This is a genomic window from Flavobacterium bomense (genome assembly GCF_003970355.1).
The window spans coordinates 147,572-172,078 of the sequence record NZ_RYDJ01000006.1; the positions used below are offsets into that span (position 1 = coordinate 147,572).

At 35.8% G+C, this 24,507-nt stretch carries 15 protein-coding genes and 1 rRNA gene; 11 read left to right on the forward strand and 5 right to left on the reverse strand.

Going from position 1 to position 24,507, the window contains the following annotated elements; translation table 11 throughout:
* Nucleotides 1-245 precede the first annotated feature (245 nt).
* The 3 genes from rlmF to uvrB all read left to right on the forward strand — a co-directional run bounded on the left by rlmF (nt 246) and on the right by uvrB (nt 6,621).
* A complete protein-coding gene (gene rlmF / locus EKL98_RS07630; RefSeq protein ID WP_126561953.1) occupies nt 246-1,232 on the forward strand; it encodes a 23S rRNA (adenine(1618)-N(6))-methyltransferase RlmF in 987 nt (328 codons plus the stop codon).
* A 215-nt stretch (nt 1,233-1,447) separates the two neighbouring features.
* Nucleotides 1,448-4,504 (forward strand): TonB-dependent receptor, encoded by a 3,057-nt coding sequence (locus EKL98_RS07635; protein WP_126561954.1) that lies wholly within the window; start codon nt 1,448-1,450, stop codon nt 4,502-4,504.
* Nucleotides 4,505-4,629: 125 nt separating this feature from the next.
* Nucleotides 4,630-6,621: an excinuclease ABC subunit UvrB gene (gene uvrB, locus EKL98_RS07640; RefSeq protein ID WP_126561955.1), complete on the forward strand. Its 1,992-nt coding sequence runs from the start codon at nt 4,630-4,632 to the stop codon at nt 6,619-6,621.
* Here the strand turns inward: uvrB and EKL98_RS07645 are convergent.
* A complete protein-coding gene (locus EKL98_RS07645) occupies nt 6,618-7,019 on the reverse strand; it encodes an excinuclease ABC subunit B (RefSeq protein WP_126561956.1) in 402 nt (133 codons plus the stop codon). The genes uvrB and EKL98_RS07645 overlap by 4 nt on opposite strands.
* 56 nt (nt 7,020-7,075) lie before the next feature.
* Between EKL98_RS07645 and EKL98_RS07650 the strand changes: the two genes are divergently transcribed.
* From EKL98_RS07650 to EKL98_RS07670, 5 genes are all read left to right on the forward strand, one after another.
* Entirely contained in the window at nt 7,076-7,909 is an 834-nt protein-coding gene (locus EKL98_RS07650) for an alpha/beta hydrolase (protein WP_126561957.1), read from the forward strand.
* A 48-nt stretch (nt 7,910-7,957) separates the two neighbouring features.
* A complete protein-coding gene (locus tag EKL98_RS07655) occupies nt 7,958-8,968 on the forward strand; it encodes a dipeptide epimerase (RefSeq protein ID WP_126554321.1) in 1,011 nt (336 codons plus the stop codon).
* A 6-nt stretch (nt 8,969-8,974) separates the two neighbouring features.
* Entirely contained in the window at nt 8,975-10,006 is a 1,032-nt protein-coding gene (locus EKL98_RS07660) for an aminotransferase class I/II-fold pyridoxal phosphate-dependent enzyme (protein WP_126561958.1), read from the forward strand.
* 58 nt (nt 10,007-10,064) lie between these two features.
* Nucleotides 10,065-10,532, forward strand: a complete 468-nt coding sequence (locus tag EKL98_RS07665) for a DUF1456 family protein (RefSeq protein ID WP_126454659.1) — start codon at nt 10,065-10,067, stop codon at nt 10,530-10,532.
* A gap of 105 nt (nt 10,533-10,637) precedes the next feature.
* Nucleotides 10,638-11,159 (forward strand): hypothetical protein, encoded by a 522-nt coding sequence (locus EKL98_RS07670; protein ID WP_126561959.1) that lies wholly within the window; start codon nt 10,638-10,640, stop codon nt 11,157-11,159.
* Between the two features lie 119 nt (nt 11,160-11,278).
* Here the strand turns inward: EKL98_RS07670 and EKL98_RS07675 are convergent, their stop codons facing one another.
* Nucleotides 11,279-12,847, reverse strand: a complete 1,569-nt coding sequence (locus tag EKL98_RS07675; protein WP_199740685.1) for a protein adenylyltransferase SelO — start codon at nt 12,845-12,847, stop codon at nt 11,279-11,281.
* Between the two features lie 158 nt (nt 12,848-13,005).
* Nucleotides 13,006-14,199 (reverse strand): ADP-forming succinate--CoA ligase subunit beta, encoded by a 1,194-nt coding sequence (gene sucC / locus EKL98_RS07680; RefSeq protein ID WP_126460171.1) that lies wholly within the window; start codon nt 14,197-14,199, stop codon nt 13,006-13,008.
* Nucleotides 14,200-14,605: 406 nt separating this feature from the next.
* Here sucC and gltB point away from each other — a divergent pair, with 406 nt between their 5' ends.
* The 3 genes from gltB to lysA all read left to right on the forward strand — a co-directional run bounded on the left by gltB (nt 14,606) and on the right by lysA (nt 21,967).
* Complete coding sequence (gene gltB / locus EKL98_RS07685; protein WP_126561961.1) at nt 14,606-19,123, forward strand: glutamate synthase large subunit; 4,518 nt, start codon at nt 14,606-14,608, stop codon at nt 19,121-19,123.
* Between the two features lie 2 nt (nt 19,124-19,125).
* Nucleotides 19,126-20,580: a glutamate synthase subunit beta gene (locus EKL98_RS07690; protein ID WP_126561962.1), complete on the forward strand. Its 1,455-nt coding sequence runs from the start codon at nt 19,126-19,128 to the stop codon at nt 20,578-20,580.
* Nucleotides 20,581-20,749: 169 nt separating this feature from the next.
* A complete protein-coding gene (lysA, locus tag EKL98_RS07695) occupies nt 20,750-21,967 on the forward strand; it encodes a diaminopimelate decarboxylase (RefSeq protein ID WP_126460160.1) in 1,218 nt (405 codons plus the stop codon).
* Between the two features lie 338 nt (nt 21,968-22,305).
* Here the strand turns inward: lysA and pafA are convergent, their stop codons facing one another.
* Together pafA and rrf are read right to left on the reverse strand one after the other, a co-directional pair.
* A complete protein-coding gene (gene pafA, locus EKL98_RS07700) occupies nt 22,306-23,925 on the reverse strand; it encodes an alkaline phosphatase PafA (RefSeq protein WP_126460157.1) in 1,620 nt (539 codons plus the stop codon).
* Nucleotides 23,926-24,227: 302 nt separating this feature from the next.
* Nucleotides 24,228-24,337 (reverse strand): 5S ribosomal RNA (gene rrf, locus EKL98_RS07705).
* Between the last annotated feature and the right edge of the window lie 170 nt (nt 24,338-24,507).

Here is a 24,507-nt window from a genome sequence, read left to right on the forward strand (position 1 = left end):
AGAAACATAGTGTTTATTCCTGTAAAAATAAATTTTGACAGTGATAAGAGTTCACAATAGAAAAAAAAGCATTGGCTTTTTTTCTATGTCACCTAAATTTTGACTGTTCGGAACAGATTTAAATCAAAAATTAAATTAAATTCTATGTTTCTATGTGGTTCATTTTTTCATCTGTTTAATGAGTCAAAGTCGTCTTTGTACTTTTACAAAATAGTTATGCCTATATTTGCATCGAAATAAAAAAAATGAAAGCGAAAACGATTACCGAAAAGACTAATTTACATCCCAGAAATCTGGATAGATTTGGATATGATTTTGAGGAACTAATTCAAAAATCCCCTGAATTAAAGCCTTTTGTTTCCGCCAATAAGCACAATCCAGACGCTTTGGAAGAAACAATTGATTTTAGTAATCCCGATGCGGTAAAGTCGCTTAACAAAGCATTATTGTTGTCCCATTACGACATTCAAAACTGGGATATTCCTAAAAATTATCTTTGTCCGCCCATTCCCGGAAGAGCGGATTACATCCATTATATAGCAGATTTATTAGCTTCAAGCAACAACGGAATCATTCCTGAAGGAGAAACCGTTCAAGGCTTAGATATAGGCGTAGGTGCGAATTGCATTTATCCTATACTTGGTAATTCAGCGTACGGATGGAGTTTTGTAGGAACTGATACCGATTTAAAAGCAATTGAAAATTGCAGTGCCATCATTGAAGAAAATCCAAAATTGATTGATGCCATAAGTTTACAGCAACAAACGGAATCGCGTTTTATTTTTAAAAATATAATCACTCCCGAAGACAAATTCACGTTCACTATTTGTAATCCTCCTTTTCATGCATCACAGGATGAAGCCACGAAAAGCACGGTTCGAAAAATCAACAATTTAGAAAATGCTAAAACTACTACCCGCGGTACAGCCGAGCGAGGTGAAGCTAAACCTGTTTTAAATTTTGGTGGTCACAATGCTGAATTGTGGTGTGAAGGTGGTGAATTAGGTTTTGTTACCCAGATGATTTTCGAAAGTGCAAAATATCCAATGCAGTGCTTGTGGTTTACAACTTTGGTATCTAAAAAAGAGAATCTTTCCAGTCTTTACAAAACATTAAACAAAGTAAGTGTGGTCGAAATCAAAACCATCGATATGGCTCAAGGCCAAAAAACTAGCCGAATTATTGCTTGGACTTTCCTCAGTGAAGCACAACAAAAAGCTTGGAAATTTTAAAAAATCAGCCTAATTACTCCTTGTTCTGGTTAGAAATGAAAGATCTTTATCAATAAAAATAGTACATCTTCAACAAAAAGAACTCAAACTAGTTTTTTCATAAAAAAAAATGTAAATAATAATTATTTGCCATTTAACAAATATCTTGATTGTTTTTATTCTAATTAACGCCATTTAAGTAGTATTTTTACGGTTCTAACATTAAATTACCAAAAATGAAAAGACTTTTCTTTATTCTAACTTTAATTTTTTCAGCAGTAATAACTGCCCAAGAAATTAGAGTCTCCGGTGTTGTTACTGACGACTCCAACGCCACCTTACCTGGAACAACCATTATGATCAAAGGAATTGCAAAGGGCACTACTTCAGATATAGATGGTAAATACACCATTACTGCAAAAATTGGAGATATTTTACAATTCTCCTATGTAGGTTTAGAAACAAAATCAGTTAAAATCACAGGAAGTACACTAAACATTACTTTAACGGGAAGTGGCGAAACATTACAAAATATAGTTATAATGGGCTCCCGTAATCCTACCAGAACCGTAACGGAATCTGCAGTACCTATTGATGTTATTTCTATGAAAGAGATCGCTTCACAAGGTGCTCAAACGAATTTGAATCAGATTTTAAATATGGTTGCGCCATCATTTACCTCAAATACAACAACTGTAGCTGATGGAACAGATCACATTGACCCTGCACAATTAAGAGGTTTAGGACCAGACCAAGTATTGGTTTTGATCAATGGAAAACGACGTCATACATCATCTCTAGTAAACATCAATGGATCACCTGGTAGAGGAGCTGTAGGTACCGACTTGAATTCTATTCCCGCTTTTGCTATCGAAAAAATTGAAGTATTAAGAGATGGGGCTTCAGCTCAATATGGCTCAGATGCTATTGCTGGTGTAATCAACATCAACATGAAAAAAGACACTAAAAAATTAGAAATAAATCTTTTTGGTGGGAGTCATTTTTCTAAAAATGCTAACGACCATACCGGTGGAAATGATGGAAACAACATCCAAATTGACTTGAACTACGGAACAAATTTAGGAAAGGAAAAAAGTTTCATTAATGTTACGGCTAGTGCTCAATTGAGAGGTCAAACAAGTCGTGCTAAAGAAGTTACAGGAAATTTATTTAACAGATACAATGCTGTTGAAGAAAGAGCCAGAATTGCAGGTATTAACATTAATAGTTTGTATGCAAATACGTTAAACCCTACCCCTGGTTTTTACAACGGTTTGCTGAACACAATTAATACGTATGCGCAACAAGTAAGTTATTTTGATGCAGCAACAAAAACTGCAATCCAAAATGCTGCTACATCAGGGAATTTACCGGGAATGAGAACTTTATTAGGAATTGATGCCACAACTGACGAACTAGCCTTTAGAGGTTTAGTACGAAATGATTTTAATATGCGAGTAGGTCAATCATCACTACAAAGCTCACAATTCTTTGTTAATGCTGCCTATCCTTTAACTGATAAATTAGAATTGTATGCTTTTGGAGGGAACAGCTACAGAACTGGTGAAGCTGCCGGTTTTTACAGAAGACCAAATCAATCTAGATCGTATACCGGTTTGTATCCAAATGGTTTTTTGCCAGAAATACATTCTACAATCAACGATGTCTCAGCAGCAGCGGGTCTTAGAGGTATAATTTTCGAAAATTGGAATTTTGACTTAAGCAATACTTTTGGAAGAAATGCATTTGATTATGGAGTTGAAAATACCGTAAATGCCTCTCTAAGAGAAAACTCTCCTACTGAATTTGACGCTGGTGGATTAGCCTTTAGCCAAAACACAACCAATTTCGACATGAACCGAAAATTTGGTGATTTGAACGTTGCTTTTGGAGCTGAATACCGAAATGAAAAATATAGCATCAATGCTGGACAACCAGAATCATATAATTTATATGATATAAATGGTGATGTCGCTTTACCGAGAGTAACCCCTGCTAATCTGATCGTAACTGATTTCTTTGGATCTATTAGAGGGAATGGGTCCCAAGTATTTCCGGGTTTCAGACCAGCAAATGCTATTGACAAAGGTCGTAACAGTACCGCTATTTATGGAGATCTTGAATATGATGTTACAGAAAAATGGTTATTGAACGGAGCCGTTCGTTTTGAAAACTATTCTGATTTTGGAAACACTACTAATTTTAAAGTTGCCAGTCGTTATAAACTAACAGACAACATTAATTTGCGTGGTGCCGTTTCCACAGGTTTTCGCGCTCCTTCTTTACATCAAATCAATTTTAATGCTACAGCGACTCAATTTGTTGGTGGTGTACCATTTGAAGTAAGTACATTTAGTAATGATTCCCCGGCAGCACAAGCCCTTGGAATCCCACAATTGAAACAAGAAGAATCTAAAAGTGCCAGTATTGGTTTTACCGCTAAGATTCCAGAAGGAAACATTACTTTGACTGCCGATGCTTATATTGTAAGAATAGATGACAGAGTAACTTTGACGGATCAATTTTCTCGTCCATCGGGAACGTTTGCTGACGGAACGCCACAGAGAGAGCTTCAATTACAATTTGATCTCGCTGGAGCAAATGCGGCAACCTTTTTTGCCAATGCTATTAGTACAGAGTCTAAAGGAATTGATATCATTATAACACATAAGCTAAATTTAGGAGCCATAGTAATCAAATCTGATTTAGCTACTACTTTTTCTCAAACAAGACAAGTGGGCGCGATTAAAGGTTCACCTACTTTAGTTGCTAATGGTCAAATCAACCGCTATTTTTCTGAAATGAGCAGAGTCTATCTAGAAGAAGCCATTCCAAGAGTTAAAGGAAATTTAACCAACTCCTTTACTTATAAAAAATTCGATTTCTTTTTGAGAAATGTTTACTTCGGCCAGGTTACTGATCCAAATACGGCTGATGTAAATGGAGATGGAAGAGTTGAAGGAGCAATAATAAATGGTCTAGCAGTCGAAATTGAGCATCCAATCTGGGGCGCAAAAATAATCACTGATTTATCTGTTGGTTTCAAAATTACGGAAACTACAAAAGTTGTAATTGGGGCTAACAATATTTTTGATATCTATCCTGATGTAAATCTTGGTACACAAACTGCAAAAAGAGCAAATGGTGTTGACACAAATGGCAATGTAACTTATGCTGCCAATGCAACAACAATTGACTTGTCAAATGCAAATCAATTTGCATATTCAAGAAACACCTCTCAATTTGGTCAAAACGGAAGATTTCTTTTCGCTCGATTAAGCTTGAGTTTCTAGAACTCCCTGTTTTACACTAAAAACCATTCGCCCACGCGAATGGTTTTTTTTTGGCTCATCCTTTGGTAAAAAAAAGAATCCAAACTTGTATCTTTACAGCTCTAAAACTTTGCCACTTAACACCAATGAATTTTCAAGTAGTATCCGATTACCAGCCCAAAGGCGACCAACCACAAGCGATTGACAAATTAGTTCAGGGGATTATTGATGGTGATAAATTCCAAACTTTATTAGGTGTTACCGGATCCGGAAAAACATTTACGGTAGCCAATGTAATTCAGGAAGTACAAAGACCCACTTTGGTTTTGGCACACAACAAAACGTTGGCGGCACAATTATACTCGGAATTCAAGCAATTCTTCCCGAACAATGCCGTGGAATATTTCGTTTCCTATTACGATTATTACCAACCCGAAGCTTTTATGCCTGTAACCGGCGTTTTCATCGAAAAGGATTTATCCATCAATGAAGAACTGGAAAAAATGCGAATGTCAACCACTGCATCCTTGCTTTCTGGACGAAGAGACATTTTAGTTGTGGCCTCCGTTTCGTGTTTGTACGGTATTGGAAATCCTGTCGAATTTCAGAAAAACTTGATACCAATTGAAAAAGGACAAATTATTTCCCGCACCAAATTATTACATCAACTGGTGCAAAGTTTATATTCCAGAACGGAAGCCGATTTTAATCCTGGAAGTTTTAGAATAAAAGGAGACACCGTTGATGTGTATCCTAGTTATGCTGACGAAGCCTACCGAATCCATTTCTTTGGTGATGAAATTGAAGAGATCGAAAGTTTTGACACCAAGAACTCTCAAGTACTTGAAAAATTTGATAAACTGACGATTTATCCGGCCAATATGTTCGTGACTTCACCGGATGTTTTACAAGGTGCGATTTGGGAAATCCAACAGGATTTAGTAAAACAAGTCGATTATTTTAAGGAAATTGGAAAACATCTGGAAGCTAAACGACTGGAAGAACGTACCAATTTTGATTTGGAAATGATTCGGGAACTGGGTTATTGCTCCGGAATTGAAAATTATTCTCGTTATCTGGATGGTCGTTTACCTGGAACAAGACCTTTTTGCCTGCTGGATTATTTTCCAAGTGACTTCTTAATGGTTGTTGATGAAAGTCACGTAACACTTTCACAAGTCAGTGCTATGTATGGCGGGGATAGAAGCCGAAAAGAGAACTTAGTGGAATATGGTTTCCGACTTCCTGCAGCAATGGACAATCGCCCTTTGAAGTTTGAAGAATTTGAAGCCATGCAAAATCAGGTAATTTATGTTTCAGCAACACCTGCTGATTATGAATTGCAAAAAACGGAAGGTGTCGTTGTGGAACAGGTAATTCGTCCGACAGGATTATTGGATCCCATTATCGAAATCCGACCAAGTTTAAACCAGATTGATGATTTAATCGAAGAAATTCAGGTTCGGGCAGAAATTGACGAACGCGTTTTAGTGACAACTTTAACCAAAAGAATGGCAGAAGAACTCGCAAAATATTTAACGAAAGTCAATATTCGCTGTCGCTATATTCATTCTGAAGTCGACACTTTGGAACGAATAGAAATCATGCAAGATTTACGAAAAGGAATTTTTGATGTATTAATTGGTGTCAATTTACTTCGTGAAGGTCTGGATTTACCGGAAGTTTCTTTGGTGGCCATTTTAGATGCAGACAAAGAAGGTTTTTTACGAAGCCACCGCTCACTTACGCAAACAATTGGTCGCGCAGCAAGAAACCTGAACGGTAAAGCAATTATGTATGCGGATAAAATAACCGCCAGCATGCAAAAAACCATTGATGAAACAAATTATCGCAGAACCAAACAAATCAATTATAACACTGAAAACAATCAGACACCACAGGCATTAAACAAAAAAATAGAAAGTGCATTTACCAAAAATCCTTTGGTAGACTATGAATTGGGTCTCACTTTGAATGCCGCAGCAGAACCGGAAACTGCATATCTATCAAAAACGGAAATCGAGAAACTTATCCGGGAAAAACGGAAATCGATGGAAAAAGCCGCAAAAGATCTGGACTTTATGCAGGCGGCAAAATTACGGGATGACATCAAGAGATTGCAGCAACAATTAACTTAATTATGTTGCTCTTGAAAAACAGTCAATAAGACTTCAGAATTAATAATTGCGTTTGGCGCTTCATCCATCAGCTTCAGAATTCGTTTTGTTGCAGCAGGATTAAGTCCCATTTCAATTGCTATTTGTTGGATGTTAACAGCTTCTTTCTTGTGCAAAATTCCGTCGCTATGCATCAGTAAGGCCAATCTATAAAATTGCTGTATCCGCTGAAATTCGGATTTAATGGGCAACTGGGGCAATTCTAAATGAAACAAATCATTGAAACCTCCTTTTTCTATATTCAATTCATTGGCTATAATAAACAAAAAATCATATTCTTTCTTGTGTAAATGACCATCAACTGTAGAAAAAGCAATCATCTCCAAAAGTAAACTTCTCTTTTCTTCGAATGTATCCATCAAATTATTATTTTTAGCTAAAATATTGTTTTTAAATTGAATTACAAAACGAACTAATGATTCAACGATACCTATTATTGCTGTTTATCCTTTTTTTGATACCAGAAATCAACGCTCAAGAGCCAAGACCTTCAGTTAGAACTTCGAAGCAGCGTACGGCATCAAAACAAGTTTCCACTTTTACTATCGAGGCTCCACAGCTTCAATCGACAAAGAAAATTTGGGTGTATTTACCCCAAAAATATGCCACATCCAAAAGAAAATTATCCGTAATTTACATGCATGATGCTCAAAATTTATTTGACGCTACAACTTCTTATTCAGGTGAATGGAATATAGACGAAAAATTGGATAGCCTAAAAGCACCCGTTATTGTTATAGGAGTTGAACATGGAAATGAAAAACGCATTGATGAACTGACGCCTTTTAAAAACGAGAAATATGAAGGAGGAAAAGCAGACCGTTATTTAGAATTTATCGTAAAAACCTTAAAACCGCACATCGATAAAACGTTCAGAACCAAAACCGGCAAGAAAAACACTATCATCATGGGAAGTTCCCTTGGCGGTCTTACTTCGTATTACGCTGTTTTAAAATACCCAGAGATATTTGGAAAAGCGGGAGTATTTTCCCCTTCCTTTTGGTTTACCAAAGATATTTATGATCTGACTGAAAAGTCTAAAAAAATAAAGTCTAAAATCTATTTTCTATGTGGAGACAATGAAAGTGAAGATATGGTGACCGATTTGAATAAAATGGAATATTTACTGAATTCCAATAGATGTTCCTGCCTTAATTTGAATGAAAAGAAAATTGTAAAAGGCGGACAACACAATGAAAAATTATGGCGTGATGGTTTTGTAAAAGCTGTTTTATGGCTTGGTTACTAAATTATTCTGCTGCAAGTAAACACAACAAACATTAAAATCACATTCCTTATGGAACTAATCTTAAGAGCATACAACCTTAAACTGAAACATACATTCACGATTTCGAGAGAATCTATAGACTTTCAGCCTTCTTTGATTGTGGAATTACAAAGTGATGGTTATTCAGGTTTTGGCGAGGCAACTTCTAATCCGTACTACAAGACAACTGTTCCGGTGATGATGCAGGACTTGGAAAAAATTCGATCTGTAATTGAAACTAAAACAAATGAAACCCCTGAAGAATTTTGGGCTGCGATTCATCCGTATTTAAAAAACAATATGTTTGCCTTATGCGCTTTGGATATGGCCTTTACGGATTTGTATGCTCGTAAAAAAGAAAAAAAACTGTACCAATTGTGGAATTACACTACCGATAAAAATCCATTGACAGATTACACAATAGGAATTGCATCGATAGAAAAAATGGTGGCTAAAATGAAAGAATTACCTTGGCCAATTTATAAAATAAAATTAGGTACAAAGGAAGATATTGCCATTGTTACTGAACTTAGGAAACATACTGACGCTGTTTTTAGAATTGATGCCAACTGCGGCTGGGGTGTAGCAGAAACCATAAACAATGCCGTTGAACTAAAAAAATTAGGTGTCGAGTTTTTGGAACAACCCATGAAGGCAAACAATTGGGAAGAACACAAGGAAGTTTTCAAACATTCTGTTTTACCAATTATAGCCGACGAAAGTTGTATTATAGAAGAAGATGTAGCCAAATGTCACAATCATTTTCATGGGATAAATGTCAAATTAGTAAAATGTGGCGGACTAACTCCCGGAAGACGAATGATTCAGGAAGCCAAGAAATTAGGGTTAAAAACCATGGTGGGCTGCATGACCGAATCAACAGTTGGAATATCCGCAATTGCGCATTTATTACCGCAACTGGATTATGTAGATATGGATGGCGCACTATTATTATCCGAGGATATTGCCACAGGTATTACCATTGATTTCGGCAAAATAAGCTATTCTGACTTGAACGGAACCGGTGTAACTTTAATGTAGTTTTAAATGAAAGTCAATCAATTTCCAGATCGAATAATTGAAGTAGAAAATGAAGAATATCTTTATTTTGGCGGAACAGCTTATTTGGGTTTGCCTACACATTCCGAATTTCAAAACTTAATTATCAAAAATATTTTGCAATGGGGAACGGCGTACGGAAGTTCCAGAAGTGCCAATATTCAACTGACTGCCTACGAAAACGGAGAACGCTTTATAGCCCATTTTATCAAAGCAGATGCTGCACTTACTCTTTCATCCGGTATGCTGGCAGGGAAAATAGTTATTGAAATACTCGAGTCGCAAACCAATTGTTTTTTTCATTTTCCAGGCACACACGCCGCCATCAAAGCTCCTAACAGCTTACCTGTTTTTACTGAAAATGAATTAAATCCTCGTTTACTAGATACCGCAACTGAAAAAATTACGATTCTAACGGATTCTGTTCCATCCTTTCAGATAAGACCAATCGATCTTTCGATTTTAAATTCGATTCCGTCCAATAAAGAAATCACTTTGGTTATTGACGAATCGCATTCGCTTGGAATTTTGGGAACAAATGGTTGCGGAATTTATTCGACCATCAATCTTCCTAACATCAAAAGAAAAATCATGATGGCCTCTTTAGGGAAAGCCTTTGGATTAACGGGTGGCGTAATTGCCAGTGATTCTGAATTTATTAATCAGATAAAAACTTACGATACTTATATTTCCAGTGCCGGAATGAATGCCGCATTTGTACAAACTATGGCAGATGCAGCAGCAATTTATTTGCAACAGCATCAAAAACTAAAAGAAAACATTCAGTATATAGATGCTCATTTAATTAAAAACAAAGCCATTCATTTTGACCCCAAGTATCCGCTTGTTTATCCGAAAATCATTGGACTTACTGAAATTTTGACTGCAAATAAGATCATAGTGACCAATTTTAAATACTTGACAGATACTCAGAATTTAAATAGAATTGTAATTACTGCCAATCATAGGAAAGAAGATTTAGATACTCTAATTCAGATTTTGAATTGCAACCAATTCTAAATCTAAAATTGTGTTGCAATTGCTTTTAAACCGTACCTTTGTAAAAAATTAGAATATGATGACAAACAACGATATCTTTAAAAAACTTCGCGTCGCTTTAATGCTGCGTGACGATCAAATAGTTGAAATATTGGAATTGGTAGATTTTAGAATCACTAAATCCGAATTGGGTGCATTTTTTCGCGATGAAAAACATGAAAATTACATAGAATGTGGTGATCAGGTGTTGCGTAATTTTCTAAATGCATTGGTTATTCACTTGCGTGGAACCAAAGAAAATCCAAAAAACCCAAATGATGTTTTAGCCAAGCACAAAGCTCAAATTCCTGCAAAAGAAGGAGCTAAAGACAGACCCGAGTTTAAGGCAAAACCAAGAGACGAAGAAAAATCAAGAGGCGACGAAGCACCATCAAAATCAAGACCTGCTACCAAAAATACTTCTAAAAAACAGTATCCAAAAGGAAATTCAAAAGTCCAAATAGTGGAGAAAGTGAAATTTAATTTCGGAAAAAATAAAAAATCATAAGTAGTAAAGATTTATATCCTCTACTATATTAAATTATAAAATCCTGAACGAGAATTCAGGATTTTTTGTATATTTAGTTCATCTTAATGAATTTACGTCATCAAAATGAAACAGCTCCTAACCTTTTCTATATTATTTATTACAACATTATTTTTTGGACAAAACACTAAAAATTCAGATGCAGCTATGTTTTTTGATTCAATTTTAATGCCTGTAAATATGATGGAATATTTTGACCCAAATGAAATTGAATCTGTGAATGTAATCAAAAAAGACACTACAATAAATGCTGTTTTGTATCATGGCCAACTTTATATTGCTTCTAAAAACCCCAAGAAATATGATTTTATAGGTTTAGACCAAATTAAATCTGAATTCACAAAAATCAAAAGTAATGATGTCATTTATATGGTAAACGGAACACTAATAAAAGACAATATTGAGACTTTCAAATTAGACCGAAACTATATTTTAGAAGTTGAAGTCACCAATACAGAAGCACATTACAATCTAAGAAAAAGTGACACCAAATTTGACATTATAAACATTTTGGGAAAAACCAAAGAAAATTTAGATAATAAAAATAATATTTTAATAAGAGGTCAAGAGATAATTGGTGTTAAATAGATTTTAAAAAAAAATATTAAATGACTGTGCTTTGTGAATACCAATGTAATTAATTTTATTCATAAAATGTAGCTTGATGCAACGAACGGACACCTATTTAATATTTTTCAAATCCCTTTTTAAGAACTACAGCTTAACATAGAACACCCCACTTTATCTCTGGCCCAATCGGGTCTTTTGGCAAACCACTTTTGAAAATTTGGTTGTTCATCATACGGCTTTTTAAGCATTTCGAATAATTCGTTTAGCAACGAATAATCTCCTTTATCCGCGTCATCAATACACAATTGTGCCATATAATTCCGCAATACATATTTTGGGTTCACGGCATTCATTTGATTTTTTCTTTCTGTATCCAAAAGTATTTCTTCATTGATTCGAATGCTGTATTTCTCCAACCAATCGTACCAATCTTTCAACACCGTTTCATCCAAATCCTTTTCATTGTAAAAAGCGTCTTTTATTGAATCGAAAGCGGTAATTGCAAGATCAGCTTTAGTAACATCACTCAGATTTCTAAAGAAAATCGTCATATCTGTTTCTACCCGTTCCAGCAATTGGGTCAAACTCTGAATCAAAACAATATCGGATTCTTTTTTAATTTGGAAACCGAGTTTATTTCGCATCATATCCAAATACTCCTTTTCGTATTCCGTACTAAAAGCGTCCAAAATAGTTTCAAGTGGTTTTGCATCTTTAATCAAAGGATACAACGCATTCGCCAATTGATACAAATTCCAGAGTGCAATTTCAGGTTGATTGCCAAAACGGTATCTTTTATGTTGACTGTCCGTTGTATTAGGTGTCCAGCCGGAATTATAATCTTCCAACCAACCGTAAGGCCCATAATCAATCGTGATCCCGTGAATAGACATATTATCAGTATTCATAACGCCATGAACGAAACCAACGCGTTGCCAGTGTAGAATCATTTTAAGTGTAGTTCGGGTTACTTCCTGAAAAAAGGCGAGATATTTTTCGATACCTTCCCCTTGAATGTGAGGAAAATGATGTTTGATCGTAAAATCAGCCAGTAATTTGAGATTAACATAATCTTCTCGAGAAGCAAACATTTCGAAACTACCAAAACGGATAAATGACGGAGCCACTCTGCAAACGATAGCGCCTTTTTCATAGGCAGGATTTCCATTATACATTACATCGCGCAATACCTGATCGCCAGAAAGCATAAGCGATAGCGAACGTGTTGTGGGAACACCTAAATAATGCATGGCTTCAGCGCATAAATGTTCCCGTATGGAAGAACGCAATACCGCAAAACCATCTGCAGTTCTGGAATATGGAGTTGGACCTGCTCCTTTTAGTTGTAAAGTATATATCTTATTTTCATGAATAACTTCGGTGAGATTGATGGCGCGACCATCTCCCAATTGTCCGGCCCAATTCCCAAATTGATGTCCGGCATAACACAAGGCAAAAGGATTTGTTTCCGGATAAATGGTGCTTCCTGAAAAAATGTGCAAAAAATCAGCTAAAAGTAGGTCTTCATCAGAAATGCCAATGGCATGAGCCACTTCATTAGAAGCATGAATTAGTGATGGGTTGGATGGTTTTTTGGGCAACACATACGAATATGCCGATTGCTGAACCTGTCTTGGTGTATTGATTTCAATGGGGTCAGCCGGCAATTCAGAAGTGAAATTATTTTTTATGTGGAGTTTCATAATACTAAAAAACATTAAAAACAAAGATAATTGTTATAAGCCAGAAAACTTTGCACTTTCGATTATTATTATGATTTGTTCGGTCAAAATAATTTAAAAATTAATCCAAAAAAAATCCTGAGCTTTCACTCAGGATTTTTCAATATATAACAATTTTCTAATTAAGAAAGTGCAGCTTTTACTTGATCTGCAGCTTCTTGAAATTCAACAGCAGATAAAATTGGCATTCCTGAATTATCAATTAATTCTTTTGCAATAGCTGCATTGGTACCTTGTAAACGAACAATGATAGGCACTTTAATGGCGTCTCCCATATTTTTGTATGCATCAACAACTCCTTGAGCCACACGGTCACAACGAACGATTCCACCAAAAATATTAATCAAAATAGCTTTTACATTTGGATCTTTTAAGATAATACGGAAAGCAGTTTCAACACGTTTTGCATCAGCAGTTCCACCTACGTCAAGGAAATTAGCAGGTTCAAAACCAGCATATTTAATTAAATCCATAGTTGCCATCGCTAATCCAGCTCCGTTCACCATACATCCTACTGTACCGTCAAGATCTACATAGTTCAAACCTACTTCTTTTGCTTCCACTTCGATTGGGTTTTCCTCACGAACGTCACGCATATCAGCATATTTCTTTTGTCTGTATAAAGCATTATCATCGATATTTACTTTAGCATCTACAGCCATAATTTTATTGTCAGATGTTTTCAAAACCGGATTGATTTCAAACATCGACGCATCAGAACCTATGTACGCATTGTACAAAGAATCGATGAATTTAACCATTTCTTTGAAAGCATTTCCAGAAAGACCTAAGTTAAAAGCAATTCTTCTGGCTTGAAAACCTTGCAGTCCAACAGAAGGATCCACTTCTTCGGTAAAAATTAAATGTGGGGTGTGCTCCGCAACTTCTTCAATATCCATTCCACCTTCAGTAGAATACATAATCATGTTACGACCTGTAGCTCTATTCAATAAAACAGAAACATAAAACTCAGAAGTTTCACTTTCACCAGGATAATAAACATCTTCAGCGATTAAAACTTTATGTACTTTCTTACCTTCCGCAGAAGTTTGAGGTGTAATCAATTGCATCCCGATGATTTGTTCTGCAATTTCTTCTACTTGTTGTAAGTTTTTTGCTAGTTTAACTCCACCACCTTTTCCGCGTCCACCTGCATGAACTTGGGCTTTTACAACATACCAACTTGTACCAGTTTCGGTAGTTAATTGTTTAGCAGCAGCAACCGCTTCTACTGGACTATTAGCAACGATTCCGCGTTGAATGCGAACCCCGTAACTAGCTAAAATCTCTTTTCCTTGATATTCGTGTATGTTCATAATATAGAATTTGTCTGGATTCTGAATTTATTCCAGAATAAAAGTGCCACAAAAATAGCAAAATTAAACGTAACTGTTATTTTTTTTTTGATTTAAATGGTGTCTAAATTTCAATAGTCCAAACAAAACTACAACTCCTTTCAAAATAAAAAAATATAAAGATTAACTCCAAATTTGTTATAAATTCAAAAGCAAAATGATCAGTAAAATATTTCTTTCAAAACTATCAATCCATCGGCTTCTATTTGGTTTTCTCGTTGTAGAAAAATCAAATCGAATGCGTTAAAATCCTATTATTATGTTTTATTTAACCTTTTTCTACTATAACTGTAAAAACAAGCCGTTTTTAACTTTTACACCTATTATATGTTACTAAATCTTTAATTTTGTATAAAAAATATTAAGCATGAAAGTTAAAGAACAAGGCCTTTATTTGCCCGAATTTGAACACGACAATTGCGGAGCAGGATTCATTTGTAATCTAAATGGAATCAAATCAAATGATATTATACACAAAGCATTGGATATTCTAATCAAATTAGAACATCGGGGTGCGGTGAGTTCAGATGGCAGAACGGGAGATGGAGCGGGAATATTATTTGATATCCCTCATGATTTTTTTAAGAAAGTTTGTGATTTTGAAATCCCCGAGACAAAACAATATGCCGTAGGAATGGTCTTTATGCCCAAAAGTAAAAACCAAGTTGTTTTTTGTAAAACGACTTTCGAAACTTCGATACGCGATCAAAATTTAGAAATATTAGGATGGAGAGACGTACCGGTTGATGCCACTAATTTAGGACGAATTGCCGGTGAGAAAGAACCAACCGTGAAACAAGTGTTTGTGGGTAAAAAAGGCTTAGACCTAACGGAACAACAATTTAATGCTAAATTATTTGCAGCGAGAAAAATTGCAGAACATGCGATCCAAAATTCAAGGATTTCAGAAAGCCACATGTTCTATTTTTCCAGTTGTTCCACCACCACAATCATCTATAAAGGATTATTGATGCCGGAAGACATCAGTAGGTATTATACGGATTTATTAGATGACGATTTGGTAACCCGATTAGCTTTGGTTCATCAACGTTTTTCCACCAACACATTCCCATCTTGGGAATTAGCGCAACCGTTCCGTTACATGTGCCACAATGGTGAGATCAATACACTACGTGGAAATATTAGTCGCATGCGTGCTCGTGAGGAATTGATGAAAAGTGATGTTTTTGGTGACGATATCAAAAAATTATTTCCAATCATTTTAGAAGGAAAATCAGATTCTGCTTCAATGGATATGGTAATTGAACTGTTATTGATGACAGGCCGCTCCTTGCCGGAAGCTATGATGATGGTTGTCCCTGAAGCGTGGGAAAAACACCAGACGATGTCCGCCGATAAAAAAGCTTTTTACGAATACAATGCTTGCATCATGGAACCTTGGGATGGCCCAGCCTCTATTCCTTTTACTGATGGTAATGTTATTGGTGCTTTGTTAGATAGAAATGGATTGCGTCCTTCTCGTTATACATTGACTAAAAGTGGTTTCGTAATTATGTCTTCAGAAATTGGTGTTCTTGATATTAAACCCGAAGATGTAGTGCAACATGGTCGTTTAGAACCCGGAAAAATGTTTCTCGTGGACATGAATGAAGGCCGGATTATAGAAGATGACGAGATCAAAAATGCAATTGTCACAAAACGTCCTTATCAGCAATGGCTGGATGAAAATTTAGTACAATTATCTCAAATACCGTATACTCATAATCAAATTCCTGTAGAAAATATTGATTTTGAGACCAGACAAAGACTCTTTGGATATACACTGGAAGACTTAAAGACCATCATAAATCCTATGGGAATCCAAGGGGCAGAGGCATTAAGTTCTATGGGAAATGATACTCCGTTAGCGGTTTTGTCAGATCAGCCACAGCTTTTGTACAACTATTTCAAACAGTTATTTGCTCAGGTTACCAATCCTCCATTAGATGGGATTCGCGAAGAAATCATTACTGATATTAGCCTGGCTATTGGGGGAGATTATAACATATTTGACATTGTTCCAAAACATTGTAAGAAACTAAAAATTCAAAATCCAGTAATCTCAAATGAGGATTTAGATAAAGTAAAAAATATTGATCATGCTGATTTCAAATCAGTAACAATTACAACTTTATACGACATCGAAAAAGGAGTAAATGGTTTAGAACGCGCTCTAGAAAGAGCGGTTCAAGCTACTTTCAAAGCCGTTTCTGAAGGGTGTAATATTGTAATCATTTCGGATAGAGGAGTAAGCGAAAAAATGGCTCCAATCCCAATGCTATTGGCTTGTTCCTATATTCATCATTCGATGAACATCCTGAAATCTCGTTCTAAGTTTGGAATCATCATTGAATCTGCAGAACCACGAGAGCCGCATCATTTTGCCTTATTATTTGGTTATGGTGCCAGTGCAATCAATCCTTATATGGTGAATGAAATTATTCACAACCAGGTAAATGAAGGTTTTATTACTGGTATTAAAGCAGATTATGCCATTAAAAACTATAATAAAGCGATTGCAAAAGGGATCCTGAAAATCATGAATAAAATTGGTATCTCTACGCTACATTCGTACAGAGCAGCACAGATATTTGAAATTTTGGGATTAAATAAAACATTCACTTCTAAATATTTTCCCTACACTCCTTCCAGAATTGAAGGAATTGGTCTAATGGAAATCGAAAAAGAAATCAAAAAAAGATACCAGAAAGCTTTTCCAAATTCGAAAGTGAGTAATTTACTGCCTCTGGAAATTGGCGGAATTTACAGATGGAGAAGATCAGGAGAAAAACACATGTTTAATCCAACAACGATTTCTAAATTACAACAAGCGGTACGTTTAAATAGTCCTGAAAGTTATAAGGAATACTCTGATATGGTTAATGACCAAAGTGAAAATCTAATGACAATTAGAGGTTTGTTTGAGTTCAATAATCTGGATCCTATTTCAATTGATGAAGTCGAACCTTGGACCGAAATTGTAAAAAAATTCAAAACTGGAGCCATGTCCTATGGTTCAATCAGTCAGGAAGCCCATGAAAATCTAGCAATTGCTATGAATAGAATTGGTGGAAAAAGCAACTCTGGAGAAGGTGGAGAAGATCCAAAACGATTCCAAAAAGACTTAAATGGAGATTCTAGAAATAGTGCTATCAAGCAAGTTGCCTCCGGAAGATTTGGAGTGTCTATCAACTATTTGACGAATGCCAAAGAGATTCAAATAAAAATGGCTCAAGGGGCAAAGCCCGGAGAGGGTGGTCAATTACCCGGCGAAAAAGTAGTGCCTTGGATTGCCGAAGTACGAAATTCTACGCCTTATGTTGGATTAATTTCACCGCCGCCACACCACGATATTTATTCTATTGAAGATTTATCCCAATTAATTTTTGATCTAAAAAATGCCAATCGTGAAGCCAGAATTAATGTAAAATTAGTTTCAGAAGTGGGCGTTGGAACGATCGCTGCCGGTGTTGCCAAAGCAAAAGCCGATGTGATTTTGATTTCAGGATACGATGGAGGAACTGGAGCTGCACCATTAACTTCACTACAACACACCGGTATTCCATGGGAACTTGGCCTTGCCGAAGCGCAACAGACCTTAATCTTGAATGATTTAAGAAGCCGTGTCGTATTAGAATGTGACGGACAATTGAAAACAGGACGTGATGTAGCTATTGCAGCTTTACTTGGAGCTGAAGAATTTGGATTTGCGACTGCTCCTTTAGTCGCATCCGGCTGTATTATGATGAGAGCCTGTCACTTGAACACCTGCCCCGTAGGTATTGCGACACAAGATCCAGAACTGAGAAAAAATTTCAAAGGAACACCGGAACATATTATTAACTTTATGTATTTTATTGCTGAGGAGTTAAGAGAAATCATGGCGCAACTTGGATACAGAACCTTAAAGGAAATGGTGGGTCAATCTCAAAAATTAAATGTCAATAAAGCCATCAAGCATTATAAAGCCAGCGGATTAGATTTATCGGCTATTTTGTACAAACCTGAAAAAGCAAAAGAGGTTCCAAACCACAATACTACAACACAAGATCACGCACTAGAACACGTGCTTGACTTTGACATCATAAAAGCCGCTATTCCATCCATTTACAGGAAAGAGAAAACGAGAGTTACATTTGATATTAAAAATACAGATCGTTCCGTTGGCGCTATATTGAGTAATGAAATTTCAAAAATATATGGTGCACAAGGATTACCAGATGATACCATATTGGTAGATTTCACAGGTTCAGCAGGTCAAAGTTTTGGTGCTTTTGCAACTAATGGCTTGTCCTTTAAAATACATGGAAACTGTAATGATTATTTAGGAAAAGGACTTTCTGGTGCAAAACTAATTATTAAAGTTCCTCCTACTGCTACTTTTAAACCAGAAGAAAACATCATTATTGGTAATGTAGCACTGTATGGCGCTATTAGTGGCGAAGCCTATATTAACGGTATGGCGGGAGAACGTTTTTGTGTTCGAAACTCGGGAGCAACAGCTGTTGTTGAAGGAATTGGAGATCATGGATGTGAGTATATGACAGGTGGAACAGTGGTGATCCTTGGCAAAACAGGAAGAAATTTTGCAGCAGGAATGAGCGGTGGTATTGCGTATGTTTTTGATCCAAATAAAAAATTCGATGCTACCTTATGCAATATGGAAATGGTCGCATTTGAAACATTGGTTGCAGAAGATTTTACCAAATTAAAACATTTGATAAAAAATCATTCATTATACACCAATAGTCCACTTGCAAAAAGAATTTTAGAAGATTGGGAAAACCAACGCAACCATTTTGTCAAAGTGATGCCTACTGATTACAAAAAGGCATTAGAAAGATTAGCCGAAGAAAAAAAAATTGAAGAACTACTAGCACTATAGTTATGGGAAAGATAGGAGGATTTAAAGAATATAATAGAACAGATGAAAGCACTGTACTAGTTGAAGAGCGTGTATCAAATTACAATGAGTTTACAATTCAGTTAGAAAAAGATAAAATTAAAGAACAAGGATCCAGGTGCATGGATTGTGGGATTCCTTTTTGCCACAGCGCCTGTCCGTTGGGAAATTTAATTCCTGATTTTAACGATATGGTGCATCAGGAAGAATGGGAAGGTGCCTTGAAAATATTACAATCAACCAATAATTTTCCTGAATTTACGGGTCGTTTATGCCCCGCTCCATGTGAAAAGTCATGTGTTTTAGGAATTATAAGTGAGCCAGTAGCAATTGAAAATATTGAAAAAAATATTATCGAAAGAGGTTTTGCTGAAGGTTGGATCAAACCACAACCACCAGAAATTAGAACAGGAAAAATAGTCGCCGTTATTGGCTCCGGTCCTGCTGGATTAGCAGCAGCACAACAGTTAAATCGTGCAGGACACACCGTTACCGTTTTTGAAAGAGACAACGCCATTGGTGGATTACTACGTTACGGAATTCCAAATTTCAAATTAGAAAAAGGAATTATCGACAGACGTGTTGCTGTTTTAGAAGCTGAAGGAATCACTTTTAAAACGAATATAAATGTTGGCGTAAACTATAGTGTTGAAGAATTGAACGCTTTTGATTCAATCGTATTATGCGGTGGCGCCACAGAAAGAAGAAGTTTACCTACCAAAGGAATAGAAAGTCAAGGAGTGGTGCAGGCAATGACTTTCTTGACACAACAAACTAAATCACTATATGGCGAAGTAATTCCAGGTCAAATAATGGCTACCGGTAAGGATGTGATCGTTATAGGTGGCGGAGATACTGGTTCTGATTGTGTGGGAACATCAAACAGACACGGAGCTAAATCAGTGACTAATTTTGAGATTTTACCCAAACCACCCGTTGGAAGAAGTGAAACTACCCCTTGGCCGTTTTGGCCATTGCAATTAAAAACGTCCTCTTCACATGAAGAAGGGTGTAATAGAAACTGGTTGATCAATACCAAAGAATTCATTTCTAATGAAAGCGGCCAACTTGTAGGTTTAAAAACCGTTGAAGTGGCTTGGAAAATGACACCGGGACAAAGACCTGAATTGATAGAAAAAGAAGGTTCAGAAAAAATTTGGCCATGTGATTTAGCTTTATTGGCACTGGGATTTACGGGTCCTGAAAAAACATTAAGTGATCAATTAGGATTAGAAACTGATATGAGAAGCAATTATAAAGCAACAAATTATCAAACGAATGTTCCTCATATATTTACTGCAGGTGACATGCGAAGAGGACAATCTTTAATTGTATGGGCAATATCTGAAGGTCGAGAGGCAGCCAGAGAAGTTGATAAATACTTGATGGGGTATACCAATTTACCTACCAAAGGAAATGGTGATTTACCCAACTTATAATTCTTGCTACCATTTTGTAACCCTTGACAGAAAAATTTGTCAAGGGTTATTTTTTTTTAAATCAACAATAGATGTTCAAATTATAACTTTTTGTTATAATTTGTTAGAATTCAGTTATTAGCTTGTAGGACTAAATAAAGAGTAATAAATTTGCTGAAAATTAATAACCATGCAATCAAAAGACTTACTACAATTAGCAGAACAATTTGGCAGTCCAATATACGTTTATGATGCCGAAAAAATACAATCTCAATACAATAGATTAACTAAAGCTTTTTCTAAAGTAGATACATTACGCATCAATTATGCCATGAAAGCATTGTCAAATGTTGCAATACTCCAATTATTAAAGGATATGGGAGCTGGTCTAGATACCGTTTCTATTCAAGAAGTGCTATTAGGCCTTCATGCCGGTTATGCACCCGAAAAAATATTTTATACTCCAAACGGAGTTTCTCTCGAAGAAATTGAAGAAGTAAACGCGATGGGAGTTCAAATAAATATTGATAATTTATCAATATTAGAACAATTTGGGACTAAACATCCTAACGTACCTGTTTGCATTCGAATCAATCCACACGTAATGGCTGGTGGAAATACGAATATTTCTGTAGGACATATCGATAGTAAATTTGGAATCTCGATTCATCAATTGCCACACCTTGTTCGTATTGTAGAAAACACCAAAATGAATATTGTAGGCATTCACATGCACACTGGTTCTGATATTTTAGACATCGAAGTCTTTTTATATGCTGCCGAAATATTATTTGATGCGGCTAAAAACTTCAAAAATCTTGAATTCCTAGACTTTGGAAGTGGATTTAAAGTGCCATATAAAAAAGACGATATCGAAACGGACATCGAAGAATTAGGCAAAAAACTATCCAAAAGATTCAATGCGTTTTGTACTGAATATGGAAAAGAATTAACCTTGATATTTGAGCCCGGCAAATTTTTAGTTAGCGAGGCTGGCTTCTTTTTAGCTAAAGTTAATGTAGTAAAACAAACCACTTCGACTGTTTTTGCTGGAATAGACAGTGGTTTTAATCACCTTATCAGACCAATGTTGTACGGATCGCAACATCATATCGAAAACATCTCTAACCCCAAAGGAAAAGAACGTTTTTACTCCGTAGTAGGATACATTTGTGAAACGGATACTTTTGCAAACAACAGAAGGATTTCAGAAATCAAAGAAGGGGATATTTTATGTTTTAGAAACGCCGGAGCCTACTGCTTCTCAATGGCATCAAATTACAACTCCAGATACAAGCCAGCAGAGGTTTTATGGCTAAATGGGGAAGGCCATTTAATCCGTGCCCGCGAGAGTTTTGAAGATTTACTTAAAAACCAGATTCCGTTACCCATAGCAGCGACAGTCTAAAACAGGAATCCCATTTGTCCATGCAAATGGGATTTTTTTATTATTAACCCATAGCAATTTGAAACCTGTTTCATTCCAAAAAAATAATCAATCCTTAACATACTGCGTGAAGTAGTTTCTTTACATTTGGAATTCTTACAAAAAAAAGAAACAATGAATAGACGGAAATTTTTCAAGAATGGTTCTTTATTTGCAATTGGCGCAACTGTACTAAATCCTTTTGAAGGCAATGCTCAAAATAAATTTTAGCATAAACAAGACTCTGAAAATCCTGTAAAATAAAAAACGCCCGTCTTTATCGTAAAGACGGGCGTTTTATTATTAAACTCGACTTAGGTTTATTTATCGTCATCTAAAAGTGTGTCTAACACTTCAGACTCCGTACCATTTGGAAAAGGAATTTTTAGCATTTGTGAAAGTGTAGGAGCAATTTGCGTAATATACTTTTTAGCATGCAACTCCCCTTTAGGAACTTTCCAACCATAAAAAAGCAACGGTACATGAGTATCATAGCTATTAAGTGTTCCGTGCGTAGTTCCGGTAGCTTGATACTGCATGTAACCCGCCTTATCTAACACCACAATTTCACCATTTTGTCTCGGATCATATCCCTTAGAAATAAAACTCAAAAAATAATCATCTCCGGAAGAAGCTAAAATTTCTTCCTCAGTATACACTCTTTTAACTTGCTCCTGTGTCATCAAAAACGTCTTAAAACTTTGTTTTACAACATTCATATCCAATCCTTTATTCTTAATAATTTCTGTATTAAAAAACAGATTAAAATTAGAATAATCCAAAACTAAATCAGCACCGAAACTTTCGTTAGAAAACTTTTTCAATGCTGCAACAATATCTTTAGAAGGTATATTTTTTACATTGTATTTATTATCTTTTAAATAATTTGGATTTTCGGCGCCTGCATGATCAGCAGTCAAAAAAAGCAAATAATTATCTTTTCCAACCGTTTTATCTAAGTAGGTTAAAAACTGAGCAATAGTCTCATCTAAACGTAAATAAGTATCTTGCAACTCCATAGAACGAGGCCCAAAAGTGTGACCAACATAATCAGTAGAAGAGAAACTAACAGTCAAAAAATCTGTTATATCATCTTTTCCGAGGGATTCGTTTTCTATAGCTTTCATCGCCAAGTCAGCTAAAATATCATTGCCAAAAGGAGTAGAACGTAAAATATCAGCCCCTTTTTCTTTATAAATTTCTTTCAAATCATAAGGAAAAACAGGTCTTTTAGTTTTATCCAATTTTCCTTCATATGGATTATCATCTGCAAGACTTTCATTATAAGTAGCAACCGGCTTAAATAAATCCCAGCCTCTATTGATATAATTCATATATCGTTTTTCTTCATTGAATTCTGTAACCCAATCCGGTAATGCTAAACCATAAAAAGTACTTGAAATAAAGGCTCCTGTTTTACTGTACCAAAAAGCCCAATTGGCAAAGTGACCTGCTGGTAAAATGGCACCACGATCTTTGATACTCAACCCGATTACTTTGCCTTCAAAATTTGTTGCCATTCTTAATTCATCAGTGATGGTGGTGCTTAAAAGGTTTTTTGGAGACATAGCCCCCTCATTTTCTAAACCATCCCCAACTGTTTTCACAGAGGCATCGTCAGTGCAATACAAATCCTTTCCTGTCGCTTTATTAAACCAATCATTCCCTACAATGCCATGAGTAGATGGTGTAGCTCCAGTAAAAATACTGGCATGACCAGGGGCAGTATAGGTGGGTACAAAATTATAATGCATGTTATGAAAAGTGTACCCCTTATCCATTAATCTTTTAAATCCATTTGATGAAAAATCATCCGAAAAACGATATAAATATTCCATTTTCATTTGATCCACAACGATACCAACTACTAATTTGGGTCTTTGTTGCGCTTGCAAATTTGACATAAGAATAAAGACACAAAACAAAAATATTTTTTTCATAATAAAAATTTTAATGTTACAAAAGTACATTTTTGATTTCGAAAAAACTTGACTATGGAAAATCTACAGATAAATTTAACGGTAACATAACCATTACAATCCTAGTAGCATGAAAACAAATCAATAAAATTCTCAAACTATTAAAAAACTAATTTAATTAAAAAACTCTCGTTAAAAAAACTGCACCATAATAATAGAAATGGACATTAACAAAGAAAGGCGACGAACCGAGCCCGCATGGCGAACACGTGGTATCTATAAACAAAAGAACCCCAGTCTTTTCAGACTGGGGTTCAAATAAAGAAAGGCGACGACATACTCTCCCACATAACTGCAGTACCATCTGCGCAGGCGGGCTTAACTACTCTGTTCGGGATGGGAAGAGGTGAGCCCCGCCGCAATAACCACCTTAAGGTTGTTAGTCTAAAGTCCGAAGTCTTAAAGTCTAAAGTTTCCTTTGGACTTGTGACTTTCGTCTTTGGACTGTCCGCGCGGCGGACAAATATCTTAACATACTGAGATAAAGAAAATAAAAAGTATTAGAAAGTTTCTTCCTGCCGATTGCTCGGCAGGAAAAGCGTA